Annotated in this window: 26 protein-coding genes; 21 read left to right on the top strand and 5 right to left on the bottom strand. The window is 68.5% G+C overall.

The annotated features are described in order from the left end of the window. Positions 1-2: 2 nt before the first annotated feature. On the top strand, positions 3-3,767 hold the full coding sequence (locus tag OHA18_RS11950; protein WP_329004103.1) for a hypothetical protein: 3,765 nt from the start codon (positions 3-5) through the stop codon (positions 3,765-3,767). A 158-nt stretch (positions 3,768-3,925) separates the two neighbouring features. After that, complete coding sequence (locus OHA18_RS11945; protein WP_329004102.1) at positions 3,926-4,597, top strand: hypothetical protein; 672 nt, start codon at positions 3,926-3,928, stop codon at positions 4,595-4,597. On the opposite strand, the gene OHA18_RS11940 is transcribed toward OHA18_RS11945, so the two are convergent. Continuing rightward, positions 4,594-6,003, bottom strand: a complete 1,410-nt coding sequence (locus OHA18_RS11940; RefSeq protein WP_329004100.1) for a glycoside hydrolase family 43 protein — start codon at positions 6,001-6,003, stop codon at positions 4,594-4,596. The genes OHA18_RS11945 and OHA18_RS11940 overlap by 4 nt on opposite strands. 112 nt (positions 6,004-6,115) lie before the next feature. Then, complete coding sequence (locus OHA18_RS11935; protein WP_329004099.1) at positions 6,116-6,331, bottom strand: hypothetical protein; 216 nt, start codon at positions 6,329-6,331, stop codon at positions 6,116-6,118. Positions 6,332-6,440: 109 nt separating this feature from the next. Between OHA18_RS11935 and OHA18_RS11930 the strand changes: the two genes are divergently transcribed. The 17 genes from OHA18_RS11930 to OHA18_RS11850 all read left to right on the top strand — a co-directional run bounded on the left by OHA18_RS11930 (position 6,441) and on the right by OHA18_RS11850 (position 21,948). Beyond that, the gene (locus OHA18_RS11930; RefSeq protein WP_329004098.1) at positions 6,441-6,689 is read left to right on the top strand and encodes a hypothetical protein; all 249 of its coding nucleotides are present in this window, start codon (positions 6,441-6,443) and stop codon (positions 6,687-6,689) included. Positions 6,690-6,783: 94 nt separating this feature from the next. Beyond that, positions 6,784-7,416 carry an excalibur calcium-binding domain-containing protein gene (locus tag OHA18_RS11925; RefSeq protein WP_329004096.1) on the top strand — a complete coding sequence of 211 codons (633 nt, stop codon included), beginning with the start codon at positions 6,784-6,786 and terminating at the stop codon, positions 7,414-7,416. A 308-nt stretch (positions 7,417-7,724) separates the two neighbouring features. Next, positions 7,725-7,958, top strand: a complete 234-nt coding sequence (locus OHA18_RS11920) for a hypothetical protein (RefSeq protein ID WP_329004094.1) — start codon at positions 7,725-7,727, stop codon at positions 7,956-7,958. 138 nt (positions 7,959-8,096) lie between these two features. Then, positions 8,097-9,455: an FGGY-family carbohydrate kinase gene (locus OHA18_RS11915; RefSeq protein WP_329004092.1), complete on the top strand. Its 1,359-nt coding sequence runs from the start codon at positions 8,097-8,099 to the stop codon at positions 9,453-9,455. Continuing rightward, entirely contained in the window at positions 9,452-10,069 is a 618-nt protein-coding gene (locus tag OHA18_RS11910; RefSeq protein WP_329004090.1) for a histidine phosphatase family protein, read from the top strand. Before OHA18_RS11915 ends, OHA18_RS11910 begins: the two co-directional genes overlap by 4 nt. After that, positions 10,066-10,866, top strand: coding sequence for a DeoR/GlpR family DNA-binding transcription regulator (locus tag OHA18_RS11905; RefSeq protein WP_329004089.1), 801 nt, complete (start codon positions 10,066-10,068; stop codon positions 10,864-10,866). Before OHA18_RS11910 ends, OHA18_RS11905 begins: the two co-directional genes overlap by 4 nt. 12 nt (positions 10,867-10,878) lie before the next feature. Then, entirely contained in the window at positions 10,879-12,339 is a 1,461-nt protein-coding gene (locus tag OHA18_RS11900; protein ID WP_329004088.1) for an FGGY-family carbohydrate kinase, read from the top strand. Beyond that, positions 12,336-13,355 carry a 2-hydroxyacid dehydrogenase gene (locus OHA18_RS11895; RefSeq protein WP_329004086.1) on the top strand — a complete coding sequence of 340 codons (1,020 nt, stop codon included), beginning with the start codon at positions 12,336-12,338 and terminating at the stop codon, positions 13,353-13,355. The genes OHA18_RS11900 and OHA18_RS11895 overlap by 4 nt, the downstream gene beginning before the upstream one ends. Before the next feature lie 21 nt (positions 13,356-13,376). Further along, a complete protein-coding gene (locus OHA18_RS11890; RefSeq protein ID WP_329004084.1) occupies positions 13,377-14,072 on the top strand; it encodes an MgtC/SapB family protein in 696 nt (231 codons plus the stop codon). 22 nt (positions 14,073-14,094) lie between these two features. Then, on the top strand, positions 14,095-14,526 hold the full coding sequence (locus tag OHA18_RS11885; RefSeq protein ID WP_329004083.1) for a MarR family winged helix-turn-helix transcriptional regulator: 432 nt from the start codon (positions 14,095-14,097) through the stop codon (positions 14,524-14,526). Then, the gene (locus OHA18_RS11880) at positions 14,523-15,932 is read left to right on the top strand and encodes an MFS transporter (protein WP_329004082.1); all 1,410 of its coding nucleotides are present in this window, start codon (positions 14,523-14,525) and stop codon (positions 15,930-15,932) included. Before OHA18_RS11885 ends, OHA18_RS11880 begins: the two co-directional genes overlap by 4 nt. A 41-nt stretch (positions 15,933-15,973) precedes the next feature. Further along, a complete protein-coding gene (locus tag OHA18_RS11875; RefSeq protein ID WP_329004080.1) occupies positions 15,974-16,783 on the top strand; it encodes an inositol monophosphatase family protein in 810 nt (269 codons plus the stop codon). Beyond that, a complete protein-coding gene (locus tag OHA18_RS11870) occupies positions 16,780-17,730 on the top strand; it encodes a carbohydrate ABC transporter permease (protein ID WP_329004078.1) in 951 nt (316 codons plus the stop codon). Before OHA18_RS11875 ends, OHA18_RS11870 begins: the two co-directional genes overlap by 4 nt. Beyond that, positions 17,727-18,539: a carbohydrate ABC transporter permease gene (locus tag OHA18_RS11865; protein WP_329004076.1), complete on the top strand. Its 813-nt coding sequence runs from the start codon at positions 17,727-17,729 to the stop codon at positions 18,537-18,539. Before OHA18_RS11870 ends, OHA18_RS11865 begins: the two co-directional genes overlap by 4 nt. Beyond that, positions 18,536-19,861: an ABC transporter substrate-binding protein gene (locus OHA18_RS11860; protein WP_329004075.1), complete on the top strand. Its 1,326-nt coding sequence runs from the start codon at positions 18,536-18,538 to the stop codon at positions 19,859-19,861. Before OHA18_RS11865 ends, OHA18_RS11860 begins: the two co-directional genes overlap by 4 nt. 10 nt (positions 19,862-19,871) lie before the next feature. After that, positions 19,872-20,570: a glycerophosphodiester phosphodiesterase gene (locus OHA18_RS11855; protein ID WP_329004074.1), complete on the top strand. Its 699-nt coding sequence runs from the start codon at positions 19,872-19,874 to the stop codon at positions 20,568-20,570. A gap of 181 nt (positions 20,571-20,751) precedes the next feature. Beyond that, positions 20,752-21,948 (top strand): Gfo/Idh/MocA family protein, encoded by a 1,197-nt coding sequence (locus OHA18_RS11850; protein WP_329004073.1) that lies wholly within the window; start codon positions 20,752-20,754, stop codon positions 21,946-21,948. 19 nt (positions 21,949-21,967) lie between these two features. On the opposite strand, the gene OHA18_RS11845 is transcribed toward OHA18_RS11850, so the two are convergent. After that, positions 21,968-22,138 carry a VOC family protein gene (locus OHA18_RS11845; RefSeq protein ID WP_442914382.1) on the bottom strand — a complete coding sequence of 57 codons (171 nt, stop codon included), beginning with the start codon at positions 22,136-22,138 and terminating at the stop codon, positions 21,968-21,970. Positions 22,139-22,199: 61 nt separating this feature from the next. Here OHA18_RS11845 and OHA18_RS11840 point away from each other — a divergent pair, with 61 nt between their 5' ends. After that, positions 22,200-22,514, top strand: coding sequence for a VOC family protein (locus tag OHA18_RS11840; protein WP_329004072.1), 315 nt, complete (start codon positions 22,200-22,202; stop codon positions 22,512-22,514). Between the two features lie 52 nt (positions 22,515-22,566). On the opposite strand, the gene OHA18_RS11835 is transcribed toward OHA18_RS11840, so the two are convergent. Together OHA18_RS11835 and OHA18_RS11830 are read right to left on the bottom strand one after the other, a co-directional pair. Further along, positions 22,567-22,977 (bottom strand): hypothetical protein, encoded by a 411-nt coding sequence (locus OHA18_RS11835; RefSeq protein ID WP_329004070.1) that lies wholly within the window; start codon positions 22,975-22,977, stop codon positions 22,567-22,569. Then, entirely contained in the window at positions 22,974-23,672 is a 699-nt protein-coding gene (locus OHA18_RS11830; protein ID WP_329004069.1) for a GntR family transcriptional regulator, read from the bottom strand. The genes OHA18_RS11835 and OHA18_RS11830 overlap by 4 nt, the downstream gene beginning before the upstream one ends. 121 nt (positions 23,673-23,793) lie before the next feature. Here OHA18_RS11830 and OHA18_RS11825 point away from each other — a divergent pair, with 121 nt between their 5' ends. Continuing rightward, a complete protein-coding gene (locus tag OHA18_RS11825; protein WP_329004067.1) occupies positions 23,794-26,508 on the top strand; it encodes a UxaA family hydrolase in 2,715 nt (904 codons plus the stop codon). The last annotated feature ends 7 nt before the right edge of the window (positions 26,509-26,515 follow it).

Genomic DNA, 26,515 nt, shown 5'->3' with positions numbered 1-26,515 from the left:
CTGTGGCTCTCCCCGAGCACCTGGCGGCGGTGCTGACCGATCCGCCCAGGTCCTTCTCACCTGCCCCGATCTGGTGGTGGAGCGGTGAGCCGCTCGATCCGGCGCGGCTGCGCTGGCAGCTCGAGCGGTTCGCGGCGGGCGGTGTGTACCAGCTCGTCGTCCTCAACCTCGCACCGGCGGGGACGGATCACGGCTGTGACGCCGACGATCCGCCGTTCTTCTCCGAACGCTGGTGGGAGATCTTCCTCGGCGTGTGCGACGACGCGGCCGAGCTCGGGATGACGTTGTGGTTCTACGACCAGCTGGGGTTCTCGGGCGCCGACATCCAGGCGCGGCTGGTGGCTCGGCAACCGGCGTACGCGGGCCGGCGGCTCGAGCGGCTCACGACGACGGGCACCGGGCGGCTGGAGCTGCGGTGCCCGTCCGGCGGTCGCATGATCTCGGCGACCGTGGAGCCGTCGGGCCCGGTCGCGGTCGACGACTCCGGTGCCTCGGTCCAGGTCGACGCCGAGTCGCAGCTTTCCTTGTACTACGAGATCGACCACGGCTTCGACTACCTGGGTACGACGGCGTGCGCGGCGCTGCTCGACGAAGTACACGGTGAGTTCGAGCGGAGGCTCGGTGACCGGCTGGGGAGCGTGGTCGTCGGGTCGTTCCAGGACGAGCTGCCGTCGGTGCCGACGTGGTCCGCCGACTTCGCCGCGCGGTTCGAGGCACGCTACGGCTACGACCTCCGGGACCGGCTCGGTGCGCTCTGGGATCTCGACGTACCCGATGGCGACGACGTGCGGCGCGACTATCACGCACTGCGCGCTGCGTTGGCGGAGGAGGCGTTCTTCCAGCCGCTGCACGCGTGGCACGACAAGCACGGGCTGATCGTGGGTTGTGACCAGCAGGACCCGGCGCGGGCCGGCGAACCGGTCGCGGGTGTGCAGTTGTACGCCGACTACGCCCGGACGCATCGCTGGTTCAGCGCACCGGGATCGGATCACCACGGTGACGCCCGGATCCACTCGTCGCTGGCCCACCTGTACGGCCGGCCGCGGACCTGGATCGAGGCGTTCCACTCCACCGGTTGGGGCGGCACGCTGGAGGAGACGTACGACTGGCTCCTGCCCTGGATCCGGACCGGCGCGACGCTGTACAACCCGCACGCGGTCTACTACACGACCCGCGCCGGGTGGTGGGAGTGGGCACCGCCGTCGACCGATTGGCGCCAGCCGTACTGGCGGCACCACAAGCTGTTCGCCGATGCGGTGTCCCGGCTGTGTGCCGCGCTTTCGCTCGGCAGGCACGTGTGTGATGTCGCCGTACTGTTTCCGACCGCGACCGCGCAGGCGGATCTCAGCTTCGACGGACCGGGCGAGCGGGCCGAGCGGGCGCAGCGGGTGTACCGCGAGCTGGTCGGGGACGCGACCTGGTTCGCACCGGTGCCTGGGATCCTCGACCGGGCCCGGATCGACGCGGACGTGATCGACGACGATTCGCTGGCCGGCGCCGAGGTCGGGACCGGCCCGCGGCTGCTCGTGGCCGACGAGTCGTACGCCGCCGTTGTGTTGCCAGTGGCAACTGTTCTTGAAGAGGCGGTGCTCGAACGGCTGACCGGGTTCGCTGCCGCAGGTGGGCTGATTGTGGCTGTTGGCAACGTTCCGGAGGGATTGGCGGAGCAGCAGGCCGTCCTGGTGGAGTCGGCCGAGGATGTGCCCGGGGTGCTGGCGCGACTCTCGCCGCGGGTGGAGTCGGACCTGCCGGTGCTCGCCCGCGAGGTGGATGGTGCGCTGGTCGTGTTCGCTACGGCGACCGAGTGGAGCGCCACCGAGATCGAGGGCGAGCCGGTCGGACGCGGGATCAGTCACGAGTGGGCCGGTGTCGGCTACACGTTCGACCCTGGGCGATACGAGCGGACGGCAACGATCCGGGTCCGGGAAGCGCCGGGTACGCCGCTGCTGGTCGATCCCGTCGACGGTACGTCCAAACCCCTTCCCTGCAAGGTGGTCGGGGACGTCACGGAGGTGGTCGTACCGTTCGCCTCCGGGCCCGCCGCTCTTGTCGTGTTTGCCCCCGGCGATCGGGCCACCGCAGCGGTGGAGTCACCAGAGCGGACAGCGGAGGTCCTGGCCGGGTCTTGGGACACCACCTTGATTCCTACTCTGGACAACACTTGGGGCGACTTCGCCTGGCCAGCGTCGGCGCCTGTGGACCAGGCCGTCGTCGAACGGTGGACGTTCGATCATCGCGTTGAAGGTTCGCCGGACTGGCGGCCGGCGCATGCGACGTTCGGCCCGCACGGTGTGATCGACGGCGTACCGGTGGAGTACTCCGAGCTCCTCGGGATCCGCAAGGACCACATCCATCACCACGCGCTCGGCCCGAAGGGCCACGTGCCGGAGGACTTTCTCGACTTCGGCACTGTCCAGGCAGGCCGGACCGTGACGTTCACGGCGGCTTTCGACCTCGCCGAGGGCCTCCAGGCGACGGCCGTCGTCAGCGCGTCCGCCGCGAAGGAGTTGCTGATCGACGGGCAGCCGTTGGCGATCACGGACGAAGGCGGTCTGTTCGGGTCCGCGCCGGTACAGCTGGCGGCCGGATCGCATCGCCTGGAGCTCCGGCTGACGCCTGCCGAGGAGCTGAGCCTGCGCGCGAATGTGGCGTTCGTCCGCGACACCGAGGCGTATTCCCGGCCCGAATGGATCGCCGCGGTCGAGCGTCCGGCCGAAGGCACCACGGTCCGCTTCAGCACAACCGTCGTACCCGCGGAGGAGACCCGACTGACCGTCACTGCCTGGGGATCCGCGCGGGTGCTGGTGAACGGCCAGGAGGTCGGCCGGCAGGGTGGCTTCCTGCCGTACGAACGCCCGACTCCCCGGGTACGGCGGTACGACGCGGCCGGCGCGCTCCGCCCGGGAACCGAGAACACGATCACGATCGAGACCACGCGGCCGTCCCCGATCATGGTCGACGGACTGGTGATCTCGGACCACGACTGGCAGGTCACCGTCGACGACTCGCCGGTGGAGGCGGTGCGGCAACGGCCCTGGCATCGGTCGCCCGCGGATCTCTATCTCACTCGTCGCCCGCATCCGCTGCCGCACGCGGCCTGGCTCGACGGGACTGCGGACGACGTGGTCGAGCCAGTCACGTTCGCCGTACCGCGGGAGTCGCCTGAGCACACCGAACACCTGCGCTTCGACCTGCCGCCCGGAACCGTCCAGCTCGAGGTAGGCGTGGTGTGTGACGCGGAGCTGATCATCGACGGGAAGCAGTTGGCGACCGGTCGCGGAGCGCTGACCGCAGCGGTCCCGGCCGGGGCCCGAACCGCAACGCTCGTCGTCCGTACGAGACCTGGTCACGAGGGCGGTGCGGTCTTGGCCGGGCCGGTCCGGCTGATCGTCGGGACCGGGAAGATCGAGTTGGGTGACTGGGCGGATCAAGGGCTTGCGGAGTTCAGCGGCGGGGTCCGGTACAGCCGCTCGATCGTGGTCCCGGAGGGCGGCCTGTCGAGCGTCGATCTCGGTCGGGTCCGGGGTACGGCGGAAGTCCTGGTCGACGGCGTGAGTGTCGGGGCACGGTTCTGCTCGCCGTACCGCTATCCGCTGGTAGACATCTCACCTGGGCCGCACACGCTCAGCGTGGAGGTCTTCAACACCGCTGCGCCCTACCTGGACGCGGTCAGTCCCACCCACTTCATCTCTTCCGGACAGAACGTATCAGGCCTGTTCGGTCCCGTCGTACTGCGGACGCCGTCCGGTGATCCTGAGGGGCGATAGGTTCTGAGCCTGATCGGACGGAGGGGGAATCTGCAATGGTCATGAAGAAATGGGCTGCCGTCATCGGGGGCCTCGCGATAGCTGGTCTCACGGTCCTGGGGGGCGCTTCGGCGGAGGCTGCGCCCAGCTCGGCTGCGTCGGGCACCACGGTGTCCGCGGTGTCGGACACGCTTCTGCCCGGGCAGAAGCTGCTGGCCGGGCAGTACATCCGGTCGCGGAGCGGGGTCTTCACGTTGATCATGGACACGCGTGGGGAGGCGAAGCTGTTCCAGCGCGGGGTGTCGTGGCGGTTGTGGAGTTCCGGAGTCGGGCGCGCGGGCTCCGTGCTGGTGATGGGCACGGACGGGACGCTCCAGATGATCTACGGGCGGACGAAGATCTGGTCGATGAGCATCAAGAGCGCCGGCGCCAAGCTGGTGCTGCCGGACACCGGGAACCTGGCGATCTACAACACCCGCGGCAAGGCGAACTGGAACCGGCACATGGTGGTCGGCACGCTGATGCCGCAGAGCCAGATCCATGCCCCGGACCCGGCCGGACGTGAAGTGATCATGTACTCCGTCAACCGGGTCTACACGCTCAAGTTCCTGACCACCGGCAATCTGGTGCTCCTGAAGAACGGCACCACCGTCCTGTGGAGCACCGGGAAGAAGGGCGCGCCGGAGTCGTACGGCTCGGTCGGACCGGAGGGCACGTTCTACACGTTCAACAACTTCGGCGACATCACCTGGATGTACGACACCCGCCGCGCAGGCAGCGTCGTCCAGCTCCGCGACGACGGCCACCTGGTCATGGTCAACGGCCGGACCGTCGTCAAGACGTTCGTCTAGTAGACCTCGATGCGGTCGAGGCTGATGACCGTGCTGCCCGATGCCGGATTCTTGTCGCCGGTGACTCGCACCCGGAGGGTGTGGGCACCGGCGGCGAGCATCGGGCTGATGTACATCAGCTGCTCGCCGACCCGGATCGAGCTGTAGTAGTCGACGAGTTGCTCGGGACCGCCGTCGACGGAGATGGCCGCGATCCCGTTGCCGGTGTCGGCCACGCTGAGCAGGGCGGCCCGGGTGCCGGTGAAGTGGATGGTGGCGGTCGCGTTGGTCTCGCCGCTCCAGTGGTCGTTGCCCCAGAAGCATTGGTTGCCGCAACCGGATCCCGAGCTCCAGCTCCCGGCGTACTCGACTGCTGTGTCGGTGTCGTTGATCCAGTAGTTCGACGAACCCGGGTCGCCCGAGGGCAGGTCCTGCGTGGCGCCGGCCGCGAGCGGCCGGCCGAGATTGGGCGTGCCGTCGGCGTTCCAGGTGATCTTCTGGACCCGGGTCGTGCGGAAGTTGTACGTGTAGGTGCTGGTGTTCTTGCCGTGGTACGCGATCCAGTCCTCGGTCCCGTCCGGCGACTTGAAGAACGAGTGGTGGCCCGGGCCCCAGACGCCGGTCTCGTCGTTGCGGGAGAAGATGGGGCCGGCGTGCTGGACCCAGTTCGACGCGGCCATCGGGTCGGCGCCGTTCGCGATGCTCTTCATCCACAGCTGGTAGTCCGGCTTGCCGGTGTCGCAGGTCGAGTAGGTCAGGAACGTGCGCGTCGCGCCGTACAGCGGTGTCGGCCCTTCGCGGACCTCCGAGCAGCCGCCGTCCGCGGGGATGGCGACGCGATCACCGACGGAGGTCCACGGGTTGCTCATCCGCACGATGTACAGCTGCGCCGGTCCGCCCTGACCACGGCCGGGGCCGGTCCAGACGAAGTACTGCTGCCCGTTGACCGTGATCGGTTCGCCGTCGATCGCGTACTCACCGAAGTCCGCGATCTTCGCCTTGAAGCTGTACGGCCCGAGCGGATCGTCGCCGGCCGACTCGAGGACGTACATCCGGTGGTTGGCGTCCACGCCGTCCGAGGCCGTGTAGTAGATGTACCAACGGCCGCCGACGTGCCGGAACGCCGGCGCCCACATCTGCGTGTCGCGGCTGGTGTCCGTGTCCCGCCACACCACCTGCTCGGGTTGCACGAGCAGCGTCGCGAGGCTCGGCGACGACCAGATGCCGATCCGGTCGCCGCGGGTGGTCGCGACGTAGTACCTCCCGTTGTAGAACATCAGCGACGGATCCGCCGACGGATTCACCGGATTACGGAAGGTCTGGGACGTCACCGCGTTCTCCTCGCGTTCGGCGGCGGGAGCGTTGGCTCCGACCGAGCCGGTCAGGAGTACGGCGAGCAGCGTGCTGAGGACGGGGCGGAACCTCATGACGGACACCTTCCGGGCTGGGGCGGACCATCTCCCACGTTGTAGAACGAGTTTGCCATCGTTGTAAACCGTTCAAACAAGGATCGAATGGTCCGTTACCGCGGAGCCGGAGTCAGCGCTGCTTCTTGTCGAGCTTCTTCTCGGCCTTCTTGAGGTCCTTCTTCGCGTTCTTGATGTTCTTGTCAGCGGTCCGGAACGCATCGTGGTGCCCCGGCATGCGCCCCAGCTCTCGACTGATGTCCGTCTTGTTCTGCTTCTCGTCCACAACCCGCTGCGCTGCCGCGTCGACTGCTCGCTGTGCGCGTCGTATGCCCCAGCTGGTGACCATAGTGAATTCCTTTCCTGAATCGTTGTGCTGACGGGGAGATTGACGAGACCGTAAAACGCCGGGTTCCGGTTCGAGGACCCATTCGACCTGCGTCGAAAGGAACCCGGTGATGGTGTATGGCGTCACACCGCACATGAAGCTCAAGGTGCGGGTCGTGCACTACCGGCACGACTGCTGGTACGCCGACATCGACGACGCGGATGATCGGCAGCCGGACGATCCCTACTGGTACGCCGACGGCTGCCGCACGCAGGCCGAGGCGATCGCCCTCGCCTGCTCCCACCTCGCCGCCCTGGACCAGGGAGTTGCCGCCGGCACCCTCCCGTCCCGCCTCAGCGAGACCGCCACCGCCGCTTGATCCCGTCGGCCACGCGCAGCCGGCCGGCTGTCACTCCTCGACGACCTGTAACACATGGTCACGGTTACTGGATGTAGCCCCCGAGGGGGAACTCATGGCAACTTTCAATTCGCCACCAGGCTGGCCGGCTCCGCCGGCACCTGGCTGGCAACCACCACCTGGCTGGCAACCGGACCCGTCCTGGCCGCCGGCTCCGGCTGGATGGGCGTTCTGGTTGAACGCCCGCGGCCTGCGTGCCCGCGGGCCGAACGGACGGTACGGCGCTGAGCCGCCGGTGAGACTGATCGCCGGATGGGTCGCGGGTGCGGTGGCATTCATCGTGATCCTGGGTGCGATCGGGAGCACCAACAGCCCGGCGGCCGTGTCATCGACGCCAGGGACGACAGTGACGCTCCCAGGGCCGACGACGACTGTGACTGTTCCTGGAGCGTCGGTCACTGTGCAGCAGACGGTCCCGGGGCCGACGGCAACAATCACCCAACCGCCGTTGCCGGCGCGGACGGTGACGGTGCCGGCCCCGCGGACCAGCAGCAAGACCACAGCACCGGTGCCACTTGCCCGGAACACCCAGAGCGCCGAGCCGAAGAAGACCAGCGCTCCGTCGACCACCGTCTACTACGCCAACTGCGCAGCTGTGCGAGCAGCAGGAAAGGCGCCGCTGTATCGCGGTCAACCCGGCTACTCCGCGCATCTCGACCGGGACAACGACGGCGTGGCCTGCGAGTAGTCGGTCAGCACGCTGTGTATCCACAGAATTACTTGTGGATAAGTGGATCGGGCTGTGGATAGGCGGACGGTTGCTGTGGACAACCTGGGGGTTGGTTGTGGAGGAGGCAACTGATGCCGGTGCCGATGCACATGCAGTCCGGCTGGTGAGAGAGCGGTTGCCGGGGTGCGGTTCTGGTGGTGAGATAGGTGGCCGTGTGCCGGATGAAACTTTACGAAGATTTATCCGTGACATTCGGCGCGCCAGATCGTTTACCTGTCAGGTAGATCGCGATCAGCGGATCGCTGGGGAACCCGGAGGGACCGCTCGTGCACAAGTTCAACACGCCGCCTGACTGGCCTGAGCCGCCGAGTGACAGCTGGCGCCCGCCGATCGGCTGGGAGCCCGACCCGGCCTGGCCGGACGCGCCGGCCGACTGGGGGTTCTGGACCAGCCGCAACGGCCGGCCCAGCAGCGGCCCGATCGGCGCGTACGGCGCGGTCGATGCCGGCCGCCTCGAGCTGGCTGCAGTCGACCCGGCCCTGGTGTTGATGCACTCCTGACTGTCAGACCCGGCTCCCGCAGGCACCTCGGCTGCGGGAGCCTTGTTGTGTCCGCGTTCGGCCAGGGGGCTGGCGCGTTCTTATCGTCTTCTGGTGTTATGTTATCAACCTAGATAACACTCACCTGGGAGGCGCTTCGTGGGCTGGATCGGTCTCGACCTCGGCACGCAAAGTGTGCGGGCCGTGCTGGCCGATGCCAAGGGCCGCGTTCTGGCCCATGCAACCCGACCGCTCAACAGCCACCGCGAGGGCGCCCGTCACGAGCAGGATCCGCAGACCTGGCTCAGCGCCGTCGACGCGGTCCTGGCCGAGGTCGGGGCGACCGACCTCGACGGCATCGCGATCTGCTCGACCTCCGGCACCTTCCTCCTGACCGACCGCGCCGGCCGGCCGGTCACTCCCGCTCTGATGTACGACGACGCGCGCGCGGCCGCCCGTCGCGACCACATCGTGGACGCGGACCCGGACCGCTGGGCCCACAGCATGCAACCCACCTGGGCCCTCCCGAAGATCCTCGACCTCGTCGCGGACGGTCACGACCTGGCCGACCGTCGCGTCGTCCACAGCGCCGACTTCGTGGCGGCTCACCTCGTCGGCCACCCGGTCGCCACCGACACCAGTCACGCCCTCAAAACCGGCTACGACCTGATCGCCGAGGCCTGGCCGGCCGCGGCCTTCGACAAACTCGGCCTTCCGCTGTCGGCGTTCCCCGAGGTGGTCCGCCCTGGCGTCGAGCTCGGCCGCACTCCCGCGGGCGTGCCCGTCCACGCCGGCATGACCGACGGCTGCGCCGCCCAGATCGCCGCCGACGCCCTCAGCCCCGGCGCCTGGAACTCGGTCCTCGGTACGACGCTCGTCCTCAAAGGCGTCAGCAACGACCTGCTCACCGACCCCACCGGCGCCGTCTACAGCCATCGTCATCCCGACGGCGGCTGGCTCCCCGGCGGCGCGTCCAGCACAGGTGCCGGCGTCCTCACCGAACTCCTTCCCGGAGCCGATCTCGACGCCCTCGACCGCGCGGCCCGCGCCCAGGGCCCGATCGACGCCGTCACCTACCCACTGACCAAGACCGGCGAGCGCTTCCCCTTCGTCGCCCCTCAGGCCGAGCGCTTCACGCTCGGCGGTACGCCCGACGACCTCCGGACGTACGCCGCAGTGCTGCAAGGGGTCGCCTTCATCGAGCGGCTCGCGTTCGAGCACCTGGAGACGCTCGGAGCCGACCCGGTCCGTTCGGTCTCGCTCACCGGTGGCGCCACCCGGAGCGGTTACTGGAACCAGCTTCGCGCCGACGTCCTCGGCGTACCCGTGGAGCTTCCCGCCGTACCGGACCCGGCGTACGGGATGGCGGTCCTGGCCGCATCCGGCGGGACGGATCTGACCGGCACCGCGCGACGCATGGTCCGCGTGGACCGCGTCCTCGAACCGCGCGACCAACCACTCGACGACTTGTACGGCGACTTCGTCGCGGAGCTCGACCGCCGGGGGTACAGGGGATGAGAACGACGATCGTGCTGGCCCGCCATGGCCGGACCGACTGGCATCACGGCAATCGCTACACGGGATCGACGGACCTCCCGATCGACGAGGTCGGCGTACGGCAGGCTCAGCAGTTGAAGGACTGGGCTCTGGACTACGCGCCGGACGCGTTGTGGTGTTCGCCGATGCTCCGGGCCCGGCAGACGATCGGTCCGACCGCGCAGGCCCTGGATCTCGAGCCGACTCTGGATGCCCGGCTGCGGGAGGTCGACTTCGGGTCGGCCGAGGGGAAGATGCTCAGCGAGCTACCACCGGCGGTGGCGAAGGCGTTCGTGCTGGACCCGGTGCTCGACCACTTCCCGGGCGGCGAGCACCCCGCGGATGCGGCCGACCGGGTGCACGAGGTCTTGGCCGGGATCGCCGAGCGGCACGAGGGTCAGCGGGTCCTCGTCGTCGCGCACAACACGCTCGTCCGGCTGCTCGTGTGCAGGGTGCTCGGACTGCGGCTGAACGACTACCGCAGACTGCTACCTGCGCTCGGTCCCGCGGCGCTGGTGCGTTTCCGGTGGCAGGACGGCACAGTGGGTCTCGAGGCGTACAACGTTCCAGCACTACGTTTGGAGACCCAGGCATGACATCGGATGTCGATGGTGACACCACCGAACTGAGCCGTCCCGCGCGCCGGCAGGCCGAGATCGCGGCGTACGTCGTGAAGAACGGCTCCGTCTCGGCCAATGACCTCGTCGAGGCGTTCGGGGTGAGCGTGATGACGGTGCACCGCGACCTGGACGAGCTCGAGCGGCAAGGCGTGGTCCGCAAGTACCGCGGTGGCGTCAGCGCCCAGCCGACCAGCGTGTTCGAGAGCAACGTCGCGTACCGGCTGAACACCGCGCACGCGGAGAAGTCCGCGATCGCCCGGCACGCGCGGGCGATGATCGAGCCGGGGATGTCGGTGATGCTCGACGACTCGACCAGCGCGCTGGCGATGGTCGACCTGTTCGAGGACATCACTCCGTTGACCGTGGCAACGAATTTCCTGCCCGCGATCACCCGGCTGGCCCAGCTCCGCGACATCACCCTGCTCGCACTCGGCGGGATCTACTCCGCGACCCACGACTCGTTCGGCGGGATGCCGTGCGCGGAGGCCGTCGAGGCGCTGCACACCGACCTGCTGTTCTGCTCGGTGTCCGCGGTGTCGCCGACGCACGCGTTCCACCAGGAGGAGGAGATCGTCCTGGTCAAACGGGCCATGCTGCGCTCGGCGAAGACCAAGGTCCTGCTGCTCGACCACGGCAAGCTGCAGCGCACCGCCCTGCACCGGCTCGCCCCGCTGACCGACTTCGACGTCGTGATCGTCGACGAGAAGACCCCGCAGGACCTCATCACACCGCTGCGCGACCACGGCGCGACCGTGGAGGTCGCCAAACTCTAGGAGGGGGAGCGTATGGATGTCGGGGTCGACGTAGGCACCACCGTCACCAAGGCCGTCGCGTTCAGCGCCGACGGACGCCCACTGGCCGAGGTATCGCGGCCGACCAGGCTGTTGCACCGGAGTCCTGGGCGGTTCGAGCACGAGACGCAGGAGATAGTTGCTTCGGTCAACGAGGTGGTCGGTGAACTGGCCGCGGCCGTCGGCACCCGTCCGGACGTGCTGGCGATCACCGCCCAGGGCGACGGCCTCTGGCTGGTCGACGACGCGGGTACGCCGGTCCGCCCGGCGATCTCCTGGCTGGACGCGCGTTCGAGCCCGATCCTCGAGCAGTGGACCGCGGACGGTGTCGCCGAGCGGGTGTTCCGGCGATCGGGCAACCGGATGTTCCCCGGGGCGTCGGGTCCGCTGCTGGCCGCAGTACTCGCGGAGGAGCCTGAGGTGATCGATCGGGCCGGTACGGCGGCGTACTGCAAGGACGTGGTGATGCAGGCGTTGACCGGCGTACGGGCGACGGATGTTTCCGATGCCTCGGCGCCGTTCCTCGATCCCAGGACCGGGGACTACGACGAGGAAGCGTTGGCGGCCACGGGGTTGTCGGAGCTGCGTGGGTTGCTGGCGCCTGTTGCCGCCGGTGGGCCTGTTGGCGAATTGCGCGACGACTCGACCGGGATGGCAGCCGGGACCCGGGTGTCCTCCGGACCGTACGACCTTCCGGCCGCCGCGGCCGGTGCCGGGGTGACCGAGCCTGGCGACGCGCTTCTGACCGTCGGTACGACGCTGGCCTGCCAGGTCGTCACCCGTGAGCTACCCGTCGACGGCGAGCCCGCCGGGCTGTTCCTCGGCACCTGGACGCCCGGCGTCTGGCTGCGTGCGATGCCCGCCATGGTCGGTACGGCGGCCCTCGACCGCGTACTCGCACTTGTCGGCGTCGGCACCGACGACCTCCCAGCTCTGCTCGCGGACAGCCGGCCCGGCGCGTCCGGCGTCACGGTGCTGCCCTATCTGTCGGAGGCCGGCGAACGCGCACCGTTCGTCGACACCCACGCTCGCGGCACGATCGACGGCGTCTCGCTGTCCACGACCACGGCCGACCTGGTCCGCGCGACCTGCGAAGGGATCGCGTACGCCGCCCGCCACTGCCTCGAAGCAGCCGGCTGGAGCGGGCGCGTGACGGTGTGCGGCGGTGGCGCCCGGAGCAGCGAGTGGACCCAGATCCTCGCCGACGTACTGAACGCGCCGCTGCACACCGCCGAGGCCGAACAGGTCGCCGCGCGCGGTGCGGTGATCTGCGCGCGGCGCGCCGTCGACCCGGACAGCGCCGGGACGGAATGGATCGCCGAGACCCGCCAGGTCGACCCGGATCCGAACCACGCCACGTTCTACGCCGAGGGATACGCCCACTACCTGCGCCGGATCGAAGCGGCCCGCCCGCGCTGGTCCGACCCAGCACCTACCTATCCAGGAGATCGATGAGAACCGTCAAGACCCTGCTCGCCGGCGATCACTTCGTTCGCAATGAGCTGCTCGCCGCGGCGCTCACCGCGATCCCGGACGTGGCGTTCGACTTCCGTGAGGTCACGCTGCCCTGGCCGCTGACGCCGTACGGGCGGGTTGCCGAGGTGGACGAGGCCAGCGACGTGGAGGACCAGCTGATCGAGGCGCTGGCCGGGGTCGAGCTCGCGGTCACGCAGATGGGACCGTTCACGGAGCGGGTGCTGGAAGCCGCGCCCGATCTGCGGTTCCTGGTGGTCTGCCGCGGCGGGCCGGTCAACGTGAACGTCCCCGCCGCGATCAAGCGCGGGATCGCGGTCGCCTCGACGCCCGGACGCAACGCGGTGGCGGCCGCTGAGCACGCGGTCGCGTTGATGATGGGTGCCCTGCGCAACCTTCCGCGGCTGCAGCGCACACTGGAGCAGGGGGAGTGGCGCTCCGACCTCTACGCGTACGACGAATGCGGGGTCGAGCTCGACGGCTCCACCGTGGGACTGATCGGGTACGGCGCGATCGGGCAACGGGTCGCGCGGGTGATGCTGGCCTTCGGTGCGCACGTCCTGGTCGCCGATCCGTTCGTCGATCAGGCCTCGGAGGGCATCGAGCTGGTCGAGCTCGACGAGCTGCTGCGGCGGTCCGACGTGGTGAGTCTGCATGCCCGGCTGACCGATCAGACCCGCGGCATGATCGGCGCGGAGCAGATCGCGTCGATGCCGCGCGGCGCCGTACTGGTGAACACCGCGCGAGGTGGGTTGCTCGACTACGACGCGACGGTGGATGCGTTGGAGTCGGGCCAGTTGGGAGCGGCGGCGTTCGACGTGTTCCCGGCCGAGCCGGTGCCGGTGGGGTCACGGTTGCTGACAGCACCCAACATCGTGATGACGCCGCACCTGGCCGGAGCAACCCGGCAGACCGCCCACCGGGCCGGCTCGATCGCCGCGGAGGCTGTGGCGGCGTTCCTGGCTGGGAAGGACCCGGTGGGGCTGGTCTCCGCGTAGTCGGGGCACAGGATAGGGATCATGAAACTGGCAACATCGAGTACTTGGACCGAACTTCTCCTGCTGCTGATCGCGTTCGTGCTGTCGATGATCATCGGCATCGAGCGCCAGGTGCGGCAGAAGAGCGCGGGAATGCGGACCCACACGCTGGTCGGCACGGGCGCGGCACTGTTCACGCTGGTCTCCGGCTTCGGCTTCAACGCCGTCCTCGGGACCGAGGTCAACCTGGATCCGTCCCGGATCGCGGCCCAGATCGTGTCCGGCGTCGGCTTCCTCGGCGCCGGGGTGATCTTCATGCGCCGGGACGTGGTCCGCGGGCTCACGACCGCGGCCACGATCTGGATGACCGCGGCGATCGGGATGGCCTGCGGCGCCGGGATGCCGGTGCTCGCGGTCGCGGCGACCGTGCTGCATCTGGTCGCGGTCGGCCCGTTCGCCCGGCTCGGCCGGTTCCTGCCGTCGCCGGACCGCCGGCGCATCGTCACGGTGCGGTACGACGACGGTTCCGGCGTACTGCGGTCGATCCTGGCAACGGCCACCGCGATGGGGTTCGAGGCGTCGGTGCTCGGGACCGAGGTGCATCGGGACGGGCCGCAGCCGCAGGTACGGGCGTCGATGCGGTTCACCGGACGGCCGCCGCTGCAGAACCTGGTCGTCGCGCTGGACGATCTCGACGGGGTGACCGGGGTGCGGCTGCGGAACGACGACGACGATTGAGACCATCAGCTATGCTGATGGTATGAATGCTTCTGACGCAGCCGTTCACGAGATCCGCACCAGCTTGTTCCGGTTGGTCCGGCGGCTGCGTCAGGAGCGTCCTGAGGGTGAGCTCAGCTACTCGCAGCTGAACGTGCTCGGGTGGTTGGAGCGCGAAGGTCCGATGAGCAACGCCGACCTGGCTGCCGCCGAGCGCGTCGCTCCGCAGACGATGATGCGGGCCACCGCCGACCTGGTCAACGCCGGGTTCATCAGCCGTGCTGACAACCCTGGTGATCGGCGTCAGGTCCTCCTGAAGATCACGACCCCCGGCGTCACGCTCGTCCGCGAAGACCGCCGCCGGCGCGACACCTTCCTCGCGAAGGCGATGGACGCCACCCTCACCCCCACAGAACAAGACCTTCTCCATCTGGCCGCCCGCCTCATGGACAAACTCTCCGCGGTCCCCCAATGAGCCAGGTGAGGGGCGGCGTAACGAAGGTGGTCGAGGAACGGCCGGCCGTCGATCAGCCGGGGATGCCGGCGAAGTATGCGGCGTCGGTCGGGCTCGGCACCTTGTTGCAGCCGTTGAACTCGTCGATGATCGCCGTCGCGCTGGTGGCGATCGGGGCGGACTTTCACGCAGGGACCGAGACGCAGTGGTTGGTCTCCGGGCTGTACCTCGCGACAGCGGTCTCGGCGCCGACGGCCGGGCGACTGGCGGATCTCATCGGCGCGCGGCGCGTGTTCCTGGCGGGCCTTGCACTCGTGGCGGTTGTGTCCGCGCTGGCCCCACTCGCACCGAGCCTCGGCTGGTTGATCGTCGCGCGGGTCCTGCTCGGAATCGGGACTGGCGCGCAGTTCCCGTCGGGTGTCGCGATGATCCGCCGGATCGCCGACCGGCGGAAGGCCTCCGCAGTGGGCGCGCTCGGCCTGTTGTCCGTGTTCGCGCAGACCTCAGCGGCTCTCGGGCCGAGCGTCGGTGGCTTCCTGGTCGGCACGTTCGACTGGCAGGCGATCTTCCTCGTCAACCTCCCCGTCGCAGCCGTCGCGGGCATCGCCGTACTCCGCCTGGTGCCCAAGGATTCGCCTCGACCTGCGGACGACGACCGCAAGCTCTGGCGGGAGATCGACCTCGCCGGCCTGGTCCTGTTCACGCTCGCGATGACCGCGCTCATGCTCGTCCTGCTCTCGCTGACCACCCGCCCGAACTGGTGGTTGCTCGCGGCAGCGATCCCGCTCGCCGCACTCTTCATCCTCTGGGAACGCCGCTCCACGACCCCGTTCGTCGACGTACGACTGCTCGCCCGGAGCGCACCGCTGTCCCTCGGCTACCTCCGCACCATGCTCACGTACGTCGCCTTCTACGCGATCTTCTACGGCCTGCCGGGCTGGCTGGAGCAGGCCCGCGGCCTCGATCCGACCCGGGTCGGCCTGGTGGTGCTCCCGATCGCGGCCCTCGGCGCGATCACTGTCGCGATCGCAACGAGGCTCGCCCGCCACCACGGTCACCGGCTGCTGCTGATGATCGGTTCGGCCGGCCTCCTGATCGGCGGCGCGGCGCTCGCCTTCGGAGTTCACACCGGCACACCCATCGTCGTACTCGTCCTGATCAGCGCGATCCTCGGCGTACCGAACGGATTCAACGGACTCGGCAACCAGCTGGCCGTCTACCGCGCCGCCCCGCCCGAGGTCGCGGGCGCCGCGGCCGGTCTGTTCCGGACCTCGCAGTATGTCGGGGCGAACCTCGCCGCGGCCGCGATCGCGCTCGTCTTCGCCGGCCCGGCAACGGACGTGGGGCTGCACCGCCTGGGGCTGCTCGTCGGCGGGATTGCAACGATTCTGCTTCTCGATGTGATCTTCGTGAGAAAATCACAGTGATTCTCTATACGTAACCATCCAACGGTGATAATTTCACCGGCATGCCCGCCTCCACGACACCCGCTGACCTGTGTGAACTGGCCGTTCAGTTGGCCGTCGCGGCAGGCGAGGAGCTCCTGGCCCGTCAACAGAGTCTGTCGATCGACGCCGCCGATGTCGAAACCAAAACATCGGCCAGCGACCCCGTCAGCGCGGCCGACCGCGCCTCCGAGAAGCTCATCACCGATGGCCTCACCGCGGCCCGGCCCGGCGACGGGCTGCTCGGCGAGGAAGGTGCTTCCCGTCCGTCGACGACCGGTCTGACCTGGGTGATCGATCCCCTCGACGGCACGGTCAACTACCTGTACGGCCGCATCGACTGGTGCGTCTCGATCGCCGTCGAGGACGAACGCGGCGCCCTCGCAGGCGTCGTCCACCAACCTCGCACCGGCACGACCTGGTCCGCCGCCCGCGACGCCGGCGCCCGCCGGCACGACACGCCGCGGCCTCTTGCTCCGGTGCGGGAAGCTCGGTTGGAGACGGCTCTGGTGTGTACGGGGTTCTCCTACCTGCCGGAGCGTCGCGCCGAGCAGGCAGCTCTGCTGCAAGACCTGCTTCCCGCCGTCCGCGACATCCGTCGTGGTGGATCCGCCGCCCTCGACCTGTGCTCGGTCGCGGACGGTACGGCGGACGCGTACTACGAGCACCTCATCCAGCCCTGGGATGTCGCGGCCGGCGCTCTGATCGCCCGCGAGGCCGGTGCCACCGTGGTCCGCGGACCCGGAACGGCCTTCCCACAAGGCATTCTGGCGGCGGCCCCCTCCCTGGCCGCTGGTTTTCTCGACATCCTCACCCCTAGGAGGTCGGTGTGACGGTAGTAGACCTGCCGGCGCGGACGCATCCGGACGAACGAACAATTGCTACCGGCAACGATCAGCTGAAACGCCGGCGACGGCGCGAGTACGGGCTGTTCGCCCTGCTCGTGGCGCCGAACCTGCTGGTGATCGCGGTCTTCGCGTACTGGCCGATCATCTACAACGCGTTCCTCAGCCTGACCGACTGGAACATGATCGCCGCCCGGCCGAAGTTCATCGGGCTCGCGAACTACGGCCGCACGCTGACCGACCCGGCGTTCCACAAGACGCTGTGGATCACGGTGGTATTCACCGGCCTGATCGTGGTCGGCAGCCTGGTCATCGGACTGGCGCTGGCGTTCCTGTTCAACCTGCCGCTGAAGGGCCGCGGCGCGGTCCGGACGATCGCGTTCGCGCCGCACATCCTGTCCGGCGCCGCGGTCGCCACCATCTGGGCGTTCATCTTCGACCCCGGGTACGGCCTGATGCGGGCGCTGATCGAGCCGTTCGGCGCCGAGCCGCCGGACTGGATGAACAACTCCGACTGGGCCCTGCCCGGGCTCGTCATCGTCTACCTGTGGAAGAACGTCGGCTTCGCTGCGCTGATCTACCTGGCCGGCCTGCAGGGCCTGCCGAAGGAGCTCGACGAGGCGGCCGCGATCGACGGGGCCTCGACCTGGACCAGGTTCCGGGCGATCAAGCTGCCGTTGCTTGCCCCGATCACCTTCTTCCTGCTGATCACCACGGTGATCGGCACGTTCCAGGCCTTCGACGTGATCGCGGTGATGACCGGTGGTGGCCCTGGTGATGCCACCACCACGCTGAGCTGGTCGATCTACAACGAAGGTTTCCAGGCGTTCAACGCGGGCCGCGCGGCGACGCTGTCGATCATCATGTTCGTGATCCTGCTGGTCGTCACCACGGTGCAGGCCAAGGTGATGGAGAGGCGGGTGCATTACCGATGAAGACGCGCGCGATTCAGTACGTCGTACTGATCGGTGTGGCGGCCCTGTTCCTCGGACCGCTGTACTGGCTGCTGTCCACGGCGTTCAAGGAACCGAGTCAGATCTACCAATGGCCGCCGGCCTGGTGGCCGCACCTGACCTGGGAGAACTTCAGCCTGGCCTGGAAGGCCGCGCCGTTCGACCGGTTCTTCCTGAACTCCACCATCATCACGGTGGTGGGCACGGCGCTGAAGGTGATCAACGCCGTGCTGACCGCGTACGCGTTCGCGTACCTGCGGTTCCCGTTCAAGAAGGTGCTGTTCTTCTTGGTGCTCGGGGCAATGATGGTGCCGGGCCACGTGACGCTGCTGCCCAACTACTTGACGGTGGCAACACTCGGCTGGATCAACACGTACGCCGGGCTGATCATCCCCGGGATCGGATCGGCCTTCGCCACGTTCCTCATGCGCCAGCATTTCCTGACGCTGCCGACCGAGGTGACGGACGCGGCCGCGGTCGACGGGGCCGGACACCTCCGCACGTTGTGGCGCGTCGTCCTGCCGATGTCGCAGCCGATGCTCGTCACGGTCGTGGTGATCACCGCGGTGGAGGAGTGGAACAACTTCGTCTGGCCGCTGATCGTCACCAACACCGCCTCGATGCGCACGCTGCCGGTCGGGCTGCTGATCCTCAAGGACGAAGAGGGTCTCGCGGCGTGGGGCACGATCATGGCCGGCACGCTGCTGGTACTCGCGCCGATGCTGCTGATCTTCCTGATCGCCCAGCGCTACATCGTCGGCGGTATCACGCAGGGAGCTCTGAAGGGATGACGATGCTCAAGCGCAGGATGTTCCTCGGGCTCGCGGCCGGCGCGACGCTGGCGGGCTGCGGGTACCGGTCGGTGGACGCGATCTACTCGCAGCCGGCCGGCGACATGCCGAAGCAGTACGCCAACCGTACGCGGGTCGTCTTCTGGACGCCGTACGGCGGCGTGAACGGCAAGGCGGTCGACAAACTCGTTGCCAAGTTCAACGATTCGCAGGACGACGTGTACGTCGAGACGCAGTTCCAAGGCAGCTACGACGACGTGGCGCAGAAGGTCGCGGCCGCGCTGGTCGCGAAGCAGGCGCCGGATCTCGCCGTACTCTCCGATGTCACCTGGGAGCGGTTCTTCCTGAACGACGCGCTCGAACCGCTGAACAACTACTTCAACGACGGGTTCGGTCCCGGCGTCTTCCAGCAGAAGCTGTTCGGCGAGTACGTCGTGAAGGGGCAGAGCTGGGCGGTTCCGTTCGCCCGCAGTACGCCGATCCTGTACTACAACCGCGATGCGTTCGAGAAGGCCGGGCTGCCCGATCGGGCGCCGCGGACGTGGAGCGAACTGCGGTCGTGGGTGCCTTCGCTGGCGAAGGTGCAGTCCGGCGGGCGGTCGCTGCGGACGATCGCGTTCGCGAAGATCGACGGGGACTGGCAGTTCCAGGGGAACGTGTGGCAGTTCGGCGGGGCGTACTCGCGCGGTCTGGACGTGACGATCGACGAGGCCGGTGCGGTCGCGGCCGGCGAGTGGCAGCGGTCGATGGTGCACGACCTCGGGGCGGCGTACATGGCGAGCAGCCCGAGCACGGACTTCGCCAACGGGCTGGTCGCGGTGATCCAGGAGTCGACCGGTGGCATGAAGACCATCAGCAGCAAGGCGAAGTTCAAGGTCGGGGCCGGGTTCATCCCGTCCGAGGTCGCGACCGGGCTGGCGACCGGCGGTGGCGGGATCGGGATGCTGCGGAACATCTCGGACGAGCGCAAGCAGGCCGCGGCCGCGTTCCTGCAGTTCCTGGCGCATCCGGACAACTCGGCGTGGTGGACCACGCAGACCGGGTACCTGCCCGTGGTGGACAAGGCCCGGGACGACGCCGACCTGAAGAAGCTCATCGCCGAGCAGCCGAACTACGGTGTGGCGATCGCGCAGCTGGAGAATGCGCGGCAGCAGGACGCGATCCGGTTGTACGGGCGGAACGCGAACGTGCAGATCTACACCGGGCTGCAGCAGATCTACGCGGACAACGCCAAACCGAAGCAGGTGTTCGGCTCGGTCGCGCGGCGGCTCGAGGCGATCGGCGACGAGGTCAAACGTCTCTACGAGGAGAAGGTGCTGTGATCATCACCGGGTGGAACGAGGAGCGGTTCTCGTGATCATCACCGGCCACCGGGGCGCGCTCGGGACCGAACCGGAGAATACGCTGCGATCGTTCCGCCGGGCGGTCGCGGACGGCTGCGACGAGATCGAGCTCGACCTGCGGGTGAGCGCCGACGGGGAGCTCGTGATCATGCACGACGCCACCGTCGACCGGACCACCTCCGGGTCGGGCGAGGTCGCCGCACTGACGCTCGCCGAGCTCCGCGCGCTGGATGCGGGTCTCGGCGAGCAGGTACCGACCTGGTCCGAGACGGTCGCCGCGATCGACGTCCGCTTCCAGGCGGAGGTGAAGGCCGAGGCCGCCGTACCGCTGCTCGCACAGTCGCTGAAGTCGGATCCGGCGCTGGCCGCGCGGACGCTGGTGACCTCGTTCCACCCGGAGATCCTGCTCGCGATGCGGCAGGCGTTCCCGGACGTGACGACCGGCCACATCTTCGGACGGACGCCGGAGATCGCCGACGTCATCGCCCGCACCCGAGCGGCCGAGGCCAGCTGGTCCCTCTGCGGCATCGCCGGCCTGACCGCGGCGGGCGTCGCCGAGCTGCACGCCGCCGGCCTGTCCACCACCGCCTGGCCCGTCCCCGACGCCAAGACGCTGGCCGAGGCTGTCGCTCTGCGCGTCGACGGCATCACCACCGACAACCCCCACCTGCTCCAGCTCGCGAGGTAGCGGATCCCCAGGCCATCACAACTGCACCTCCGCCCGCCCACCCCGCGGGCCGATGGACGCACCCCGCCATTGTGATGGCCTGGCGATCCGCCGCACACCTTTCCAACGCCCCTCGCCTCACACGTTCCAACGTCTGAATTTGTTCTTCCGTAGAACATAAATGTGTGATTGGCTCTCTCGCATGGGAATCAGCATCGGTGTGGTCGGCGCCGGCCAGTTCGCTCCTTCGTTCCTGCGGCTGTGGTCCGCGCACCCGGACGTGTCCGAGGTGCGGCTGACCGACGTCATCCCGGAGCGGACCGCGGAGATGGCCGCCAAGCAGGGCATCGCAGTCACGCACGCGTCGTTCGAGGAGATGCTCGAGTCGGACCTGGACGCGGTCGCGATCTTCACGCAGCGCTGGCTGCACGGGGAGATGGCGATCAAGGCGCTCGAGGCCGGCAAGCACGTGTACTCGACGGTCCCGATGGCGATCGAGGCGGACCAGATCGCGCGCATCATCGAGCTGGTCAAGGAGACCGGCCTGACGTACATGATGGGCGAGACCAGCTTCTACTACCCGTCCTCGGTCTACTGCCGGCAGAAGCTCGCCGAGGGTGCGTTCGGGCGGGTGTTCTACTCCGAGGGCGACTACGTCCACGACATGGACCTCGGGTTCTACGCGGCGTACCAGTACTCCGGCGGCGAGGACTGGAAGAAGACCGCGTCGTTCCCGCCGCTGCTCTACCCGACGCATGCCGTCGGCAACGTTCTGTCGGTGACCGGTCAGCACGCCACCCACGTGTCGGCGATCGGCGTCAAGGACGACCGCGGTGACGGCGTCTTCGACAAGGACGTCAGCCAGTTCGACAACGACTTCTCGAACGCGACCGCACTCTTCAAGCTCGCCGACGGCGGGATCATGCGGACGAACGAGATGCGCCGGGTCGGGTACCCGTCGCACATCCGCGAGTCGCGGCTGCGCGTGTTCGGCACCGAGGGCAGCTTCGAGCAACTCGCCACCACCACGCTCTGGCAGAACAAGGAAGGCGTCGAGGACGTCTCGCACCTGATGGAGACCAAGCCGAGTAGCTCACTCGACGACGCGGACCTGGCGAACGTCGACCCGGCGCTCCGCGACGCGTTCCGCTCCGGCCTGTCCCCGGTCCACGACCGCAGCCGCCTGCCGGAGGCGTTCGCCGGTATGCACAACGGCCACGAGGGCTCCCACCACTTCCTCGCCGACGACTTCGTCCGCGCGGTCGCCGACAAGACCCTCCCGCCCATCAACGCCTGGGTCTCGGCCCGCTACACCCTCCCCGGCATCTACGCCCACCAGTCCGCCCTCCAAGGCGGCGTACAACTAGAAATCCCCGACCACGGCGACGCACCTGCCTAGAGGTAGTTACTGAGCTCGATCAGGTTCCGATCGGGGTCGCGGAAGTACACACTGAGGATCGGTCCGGTCGCGCCAGTACGCTCGACCGGACCTTCCTCGCCTCCATCCCCAGCACTCGCTGGTAGAAGTCGATGGTCCTGTCGACATCCGCGACCGTCAGCACGAGGTGGTCGAGCCGATCGACCTGCACGCCGGCGAGCTACCTTCGGTTGTCGGTAGGGTTCGGTATGGACCTGTTCGCTGGAGTCTCCGTGCGTGACTACGGGATCGCGGTCGCCTGGTACGAGCAGTTGTTGGGTGGGCCGCCGAGTTTTCTGCCCAATGACGTCGAGGCCGTGTGGGAGCTCGGGGCGCACCAGTTCCTCTACATCGAGGTGGTGCCTGAGCACGCGGGACATGCGCAGCACACGTTGTTCGTCGAGGACTTCGACGGCGTGCTGGGCGCGATTGCCGACCGAGGGCTCGAGCCCGCAGTGCAGGAGACGTACGAGAACGGCGTACGCCACGCGACGTTCTTCGATCCGGACGGCAACGAGGTCTCGTACGGCGGCGCGCCCCTGGAGTGACCGTTGTCGCTCAAGAACGCGACGAGGAGCGGGTACGAAGCACGGGGGTTCTTCACCGTCGCACGGCGATGCGATCAAGCTCCGTCCACGGCAGCACTCGTACCGCGACCACAGCCCGCCCTTCGAGTTCGGCCCGCAGCAGGCGATGCACTCCGTCGAGGATCGTGATCCGGTCGTCGGGGCGTCGTACGACGTCCAACGGGTGACTTGGATCGGCGGCCAGCGTGCGTTCGTACTGGTCGCGGTAGGTCACCGGGTCCGCCGCGACCTGGTGTGGGGTGATCTGGAAGGGGAGGCCGGCATGCGCCCAGAACGGCAGGTCGAGGTGATGGGCGAGATCGGCCAAGGGGAGCTCAAGACCAGGGAGGTCGAGGGCGTGCAGGAGTTCGAGGTCCCAGTGGAAGTCGAGGATGTACGCCGTCAGCTCTGGGGGTACTGCGAGGGGGAACGGGCGGCGGGTCATTCGTAGATGCGGCGGAGTCTGAGGGTCATTGAGTTTTCGATGTGTTGGGTCATGGCGGCTTGGGCGCGGGTGGGGTCGCCGGAGGTGATGGCTTCGACGAGGGTGCGGTGTTCGGTGAGGACTTCGGGGCCGATGTCGCGGTTGTAGTGGAGGCGGAAGATGTGCAGGTGGCAGTGGGTGCGCTCGAACGCCAGCCGGACCTGCTCGCTGCCGGACAGCGACGCGATCAGCGAGTGGAACCGGTTGTCGTGTGCGGTCAGCGACTTGTACCCGGCGTAGTCGATCGACGTCGGCTCCACCGCGTTCGCCAACTCGGTGCGTAACCGCTCCCGACCCTCAGGAGAGATCAGCTCGGCCGCCCGGCGCGCCGCCCACGGCTCGAGCAGCAGCCGGAACCGGTACAGGTCGTCGAACTCCTCCAACGTCAGCAGCGGCGTCGCGCGGTACCCCTTCAGCGGCTCCTTTACCGCCAGCCCCTCTGACTCCAGCCGCGCCAAGGCCTCCCGGACAGGCGTCGACGACACCTGGAACTCGCGCGCCAGCCCGTCGATCGAGATCCGGGCGCCTGGCCTGATGACGTGGTCCATCAGCATCGTCTTGATGGCCTCGTACACGTCGTCGGCCAGCATCTGCCGCCGCGACAGGCGCCGATCGACCGGTGCCACCGGCTCTGTCTGCCCCAACGCGTCAGCCATCAGCTGTCTCCGGAATCTGGTCGCGCCCTTGACCCCACCGGTCAGGTTTCGGCAGGGTAACACTGGTAATCATGCATCATGCACGATTCTGGCTCGAGGTAGCTATGGGAAGGCGCGAACGATGGTGAGGTTCGAAGAGATCGGAGTTCTGCCCGAGCCCGGTGACAACGTCGCGATCGCCTCCCGGCGGCTGGAGGCCGGCACCGAGGTCGAGCTGGACGGTACGACGGTGACGCTGCCACACACCGTGCTCGAAGGGCACCGCTTCGTCGTCGCCCCAGCCGGCACCGGCGACGCGCTGACCTCGTGGAACACCGCGTTCGCCCGCGCATCCCGCGACCTGGTCCCCGGTGACTATGTGTGTACGCCGACCAGCCTCGCCGCCGTCACCGCCCGCGGCGTGGACGGGCTGCCGGATGAGCCGTCGGCGACCAACGAGCCGCTCGACCCGTACGAGCTGGACGAGTCCGCGCTCGCCTTCGGTGCCCAGGTGACCGGCGTCGAGCAGCCCGGCACCTTCCTCGGCTACCCCCGTGAACAGGGCCCGGCAGGCACTCGCAACCACGTCGTACTGATGGCGACCAGTTCCCGCAGCAGCGGGTTCGTCACCGAGCTCGCGCGGCGGTTCGACGGGGCGGCGGCCGGCGACGGCGTCGTACCGGTGGCGCACACCGAGGGCGGCGAGGACGAGGTCCCGAACAACCTGCACTTCCTGCTCGCGACCCTGGCCGGCTTCACGCTGAACCCGAATGTCGGTGCCGTCCTGATCGTCGACACCGAGGGCGACGTCGTCTCGGGTGAGGCGATCAAGAACTTCATGGCCGAGCACGGCTACCCGTCGATCAAGGTGCCGCACGCCTACTTCAGCCGGAAGGCCGGCTTCGAGCACGACCTGACGCTCGCCGGCGCGCTGATCGAGCCGTGGCTGCCGGTCGTCGACGCGCAGCAGCGCGAAGAGGTCCCGCTGGCGGATCTCAAGATCGCCTTGCAGTGCGGCGGTTCCGACGCGTTCTCCGGCATCTCGGCGAATCCGCTGGCCGGACAGGTCAGCGGCGAGGTCATCCGGCACGGAGGTACGGCGGTACTCGCGGAGACCGACGAGCTGATCGGCGCCGAACCGTACGTGCTGAAGAACGTCCGCGACCTGACGACCGCGAAGAAGTTCCTCGCCACGATCAAGTCGTTCAAGGAACGCGTCGGCTGGCACGGCCACACCGCCGAGGGCAACCCGTCCGGCGGCAACGTGTACCGCGGGCTGTACAACATCGTGCTCAAGTCGATCGGCGCCGCCCGCAAGCTTCCGCGCGAGGTCCGCCTCGACCACGTCATCGAGTACGGCGAGCCGCTGCCCGGGACCGGCTACATCTTCATGGACAGCCCCGGGAACGACCTCGAGTCGGTGGCCGGCCAGATCGGCAGCGGCTGCAACCTGATCTTCTTCACCACCGGCAACGGCTCGATCACCAACTTCCCGTTCGTGCCGACGCTCAAGTTCGTCACCACGAGCGCCCGGTACGAGCGGTTGCACGCCGAGATGGATGTTGACGCAGGCAAGTATCTGACCGGTACGTCGATGGCGGACCTGACCGCGGAGACCTTCGACCTCACCGTCCGGGTCGCATCCGGCGAGAAGAGTGCGGGCGAACGAGCCGGCCACAGCCAGGTGTCGATCTGGCGGAACTGGAAGCAGGTCGGCCCGGTCGAGGGGATCTCGATCACCACCGACGGCCGAATGAGCCGCAAGCTGACCGACCTCCCGGCCGAGGACCGCGACGCTCCCCTCGAAGGCCTGCCGCACCACGGCCTGACGTCGGCTGAGCGCACCCCCGCAGAACTCCTCGAGGTCGACGACCGCTTGGTGCCCGAGGCGGTCGGCCTGATCCTCCCGACGAGCCTCTGCTCCGGCCAGATCGCGCTACGCATCGCGGCCCAGGCCGAGCTGGAGAAATGGGCCGGCGACGCGGTCACCAGGATGGTCGCCCTCCCGCACACCGAGGGCTGCGGCAGCAGCGGCGGCGCGTCCGAGGAGACGTTCGCACGCATCATGCTCGGGTACCTGCTGCATCCGAACACCCGGATGGCGCTGCTGCTGGAGCACGGCTGCGAGAAGACCCACAACGACTACTTCCGCTCGCGACTCGTCGAGGCCGGTGCCGACCCGTCCCGCTTCGGCTGGGCCAGCATCCAGGCCGACGGCGGTCTCGATGCCGTTGGCAACAAGGTGAAGGATTGGTTCAGCAGCTTCCAGTTGGATGCTCCGGTCGATCAGCGTGGAGACCTCGGTGCGCTCACCGTCGGGCTCGAAGCGCGCGGTACGTTCTCGCCGGCGACTGCCGAGGCGTTCGCGTTGATCGGCCGCGAGATCGTGGGGTCCGGCGGTTCCGTCGTACTGTCGTCGCGTGGCGCGCTGCTTGCTGATGACGGATTCCGTACTGCGGCGTTCGGGTCGGGGGATCCGGTCGGGCCGACCGTCGCACACGGGCAGCGGCTCGCGGCGCCGGGCTGGCACGTAATGCGGATGCCGGGAACGGACTGGATGGAGACCGCGACCGGGTTCGGTGCGACCGGAGTCCAGCAGATCCTCGCGCATGTTGCCGGCGGCACCTTGTCGGCGCAGCGGTTCGTCCCGGTCGTTGAGTTCAGCAACGATCCGGAGACGGTCGCGACGTACGGCGACGATCTGGATGCGGTGGCGACCGGCGACGCGGCCGAGCAGGCGCGGATCGGGCTCGACACCATCGCCGCGGTCGCCAGTCGCCGGCTCGTCCCCAAAGCAGTTGCCTCCGGCAATGTTGGTTTCCAGATCACCCGCGGTCTGCTCGGCACATCGATGTGAAAGGCCT

It is taken from the genome of Kribbella sp. NBC_00709, from assembly GCF_036226565.1.
Lineage (GTDB): Bacteria > Actinomycetota > Actinomycetes > Propionibacteriales > Kribbellaceae > Kribbella.
This window is presented reverse-complemented; position numbering and strand designations above follow the sequence as displayed.

Coding starts and splice junctions, on each gene's coding strand:
- OHA18_RS11940 (WP_329004100.1), bottom strand. CDS start 6,003: ATGAGGTTCCGCCCCGTCCTCAGCACGCTGCTCGCCGTACTCCTGACC.
- OHA18_RS11935 (WP_329004099.1), bottom strand. CDS start 6,331: ATGGTCACCAGCTGGGGCATACGACGCGCACAGCGAGCAGTCGACGCG.
- OHA18_RS11930 (WP_329004098.1), top strand. CDS start 6,441: ATGGTGTATGGCGTCACACCGCACATGAAGCTCAAGGTGCGGGTCGTG.
- OHA18_RS11925 (WP_329004096.1), top strand. CDS start 6,784: ATGGCAACTTTCAATTCGCCACCAGGCTGGCCGGCTCCGCCGGCACCT.
- OHA18_RS11910 (WP_329004090.1), top strand. CDS start 9,452: ATGAGAACGACGATCGTGCTGGCCCGCCATGGCCGGACCGACTGGCAT.
- OHA18_RS11905 (WP_329004089.1), top strand. CDS start 10,066: ATGACATCGGATGTCGATGGTGACACCACCGAACTGAGCCGTCCCGCG.
- OHA18_RS11900 (WP_329004088.1), top strand. CDS start 10,879: ATGGATGTCGGGGTCGACGTAGGCACCACCGTCACCAAGGCCGTCGCG.
- OHA18_RS11895 (WP_329004086.1), top strand. CDS start 12,336: ATGAGAACCGTCAAGACCCTGCTCGCCGGCGATCACTTCGTTCGCAAT.
- OHA18_RS11890 (WP_329004084.1), top strand. CDS start 13,377: ATGAAACTGGCAACATCGAGTACTTGGACCGAACTTCTCCTGCTGCTG.
- OHA18_RS11885 (WP_329004083.1), top strand. CDS start 14,095: ATGAATGCTTCTGACGCAGCCGTTCACGAGATCCGCACCAGCTTGTTC.
- OHA18_RS11880 (WP_329004082.1), top strand. CDS start 14,523: ATGAGCCAGGTGAGGGGCGGCGTAACGAAGGTGGTCGAGGAACGGCCG.
- OHA18_RS11875 (WP_329004080.1), top strand. CDS start 15,974: ATGCCCGCCTCCACGACACCCGCTGACCTGTGTGAACTGGCCGTTCAG.
- OHA18_RS11865 (WP_329004076.1), top strand. CDS start 17,727: ATGAAGACGCGCGCGATTCAGTACGTCGTACTGATCGGTGTGGCGGCC.
- OHA18_RS11860 (WP_329004075.1), top strand. CDS start 18,536: ATGACGATGCTCAAGCGCAGGATGTTCCTCGGGCTCGCGGCCGGCGCG.
- OHA18_RS11850 (WP_329004073.1), top strand. CDS start 20,752: ATGGGAATCAGCATCGGTGTGGTCGGCGCCGGCCAGTTCGCTCCTTCG.
- OHA18_RS11835 (WP_329004070.1), bottom strand. CDS start 22,977: ATGACCCGCCGCCCGTTCCCCCTCGCAGTACCCCCAGAGCTGACGGCG.
- OHA18_RS11830 (WP_329004069.1), bottom strand. CDS start 23,672: ATGGCTGACGCGTTGGGGCAGACAGAGCCGGTGGCACCGGTCGATCGG.
- OHA18_RS11825 (WP_329004067.1), top strand. CDS start 23,794: ATGGTGAGGTTCGAAGAGATCGGAGTTCTGCCCGAGCCCGGTGACAAC.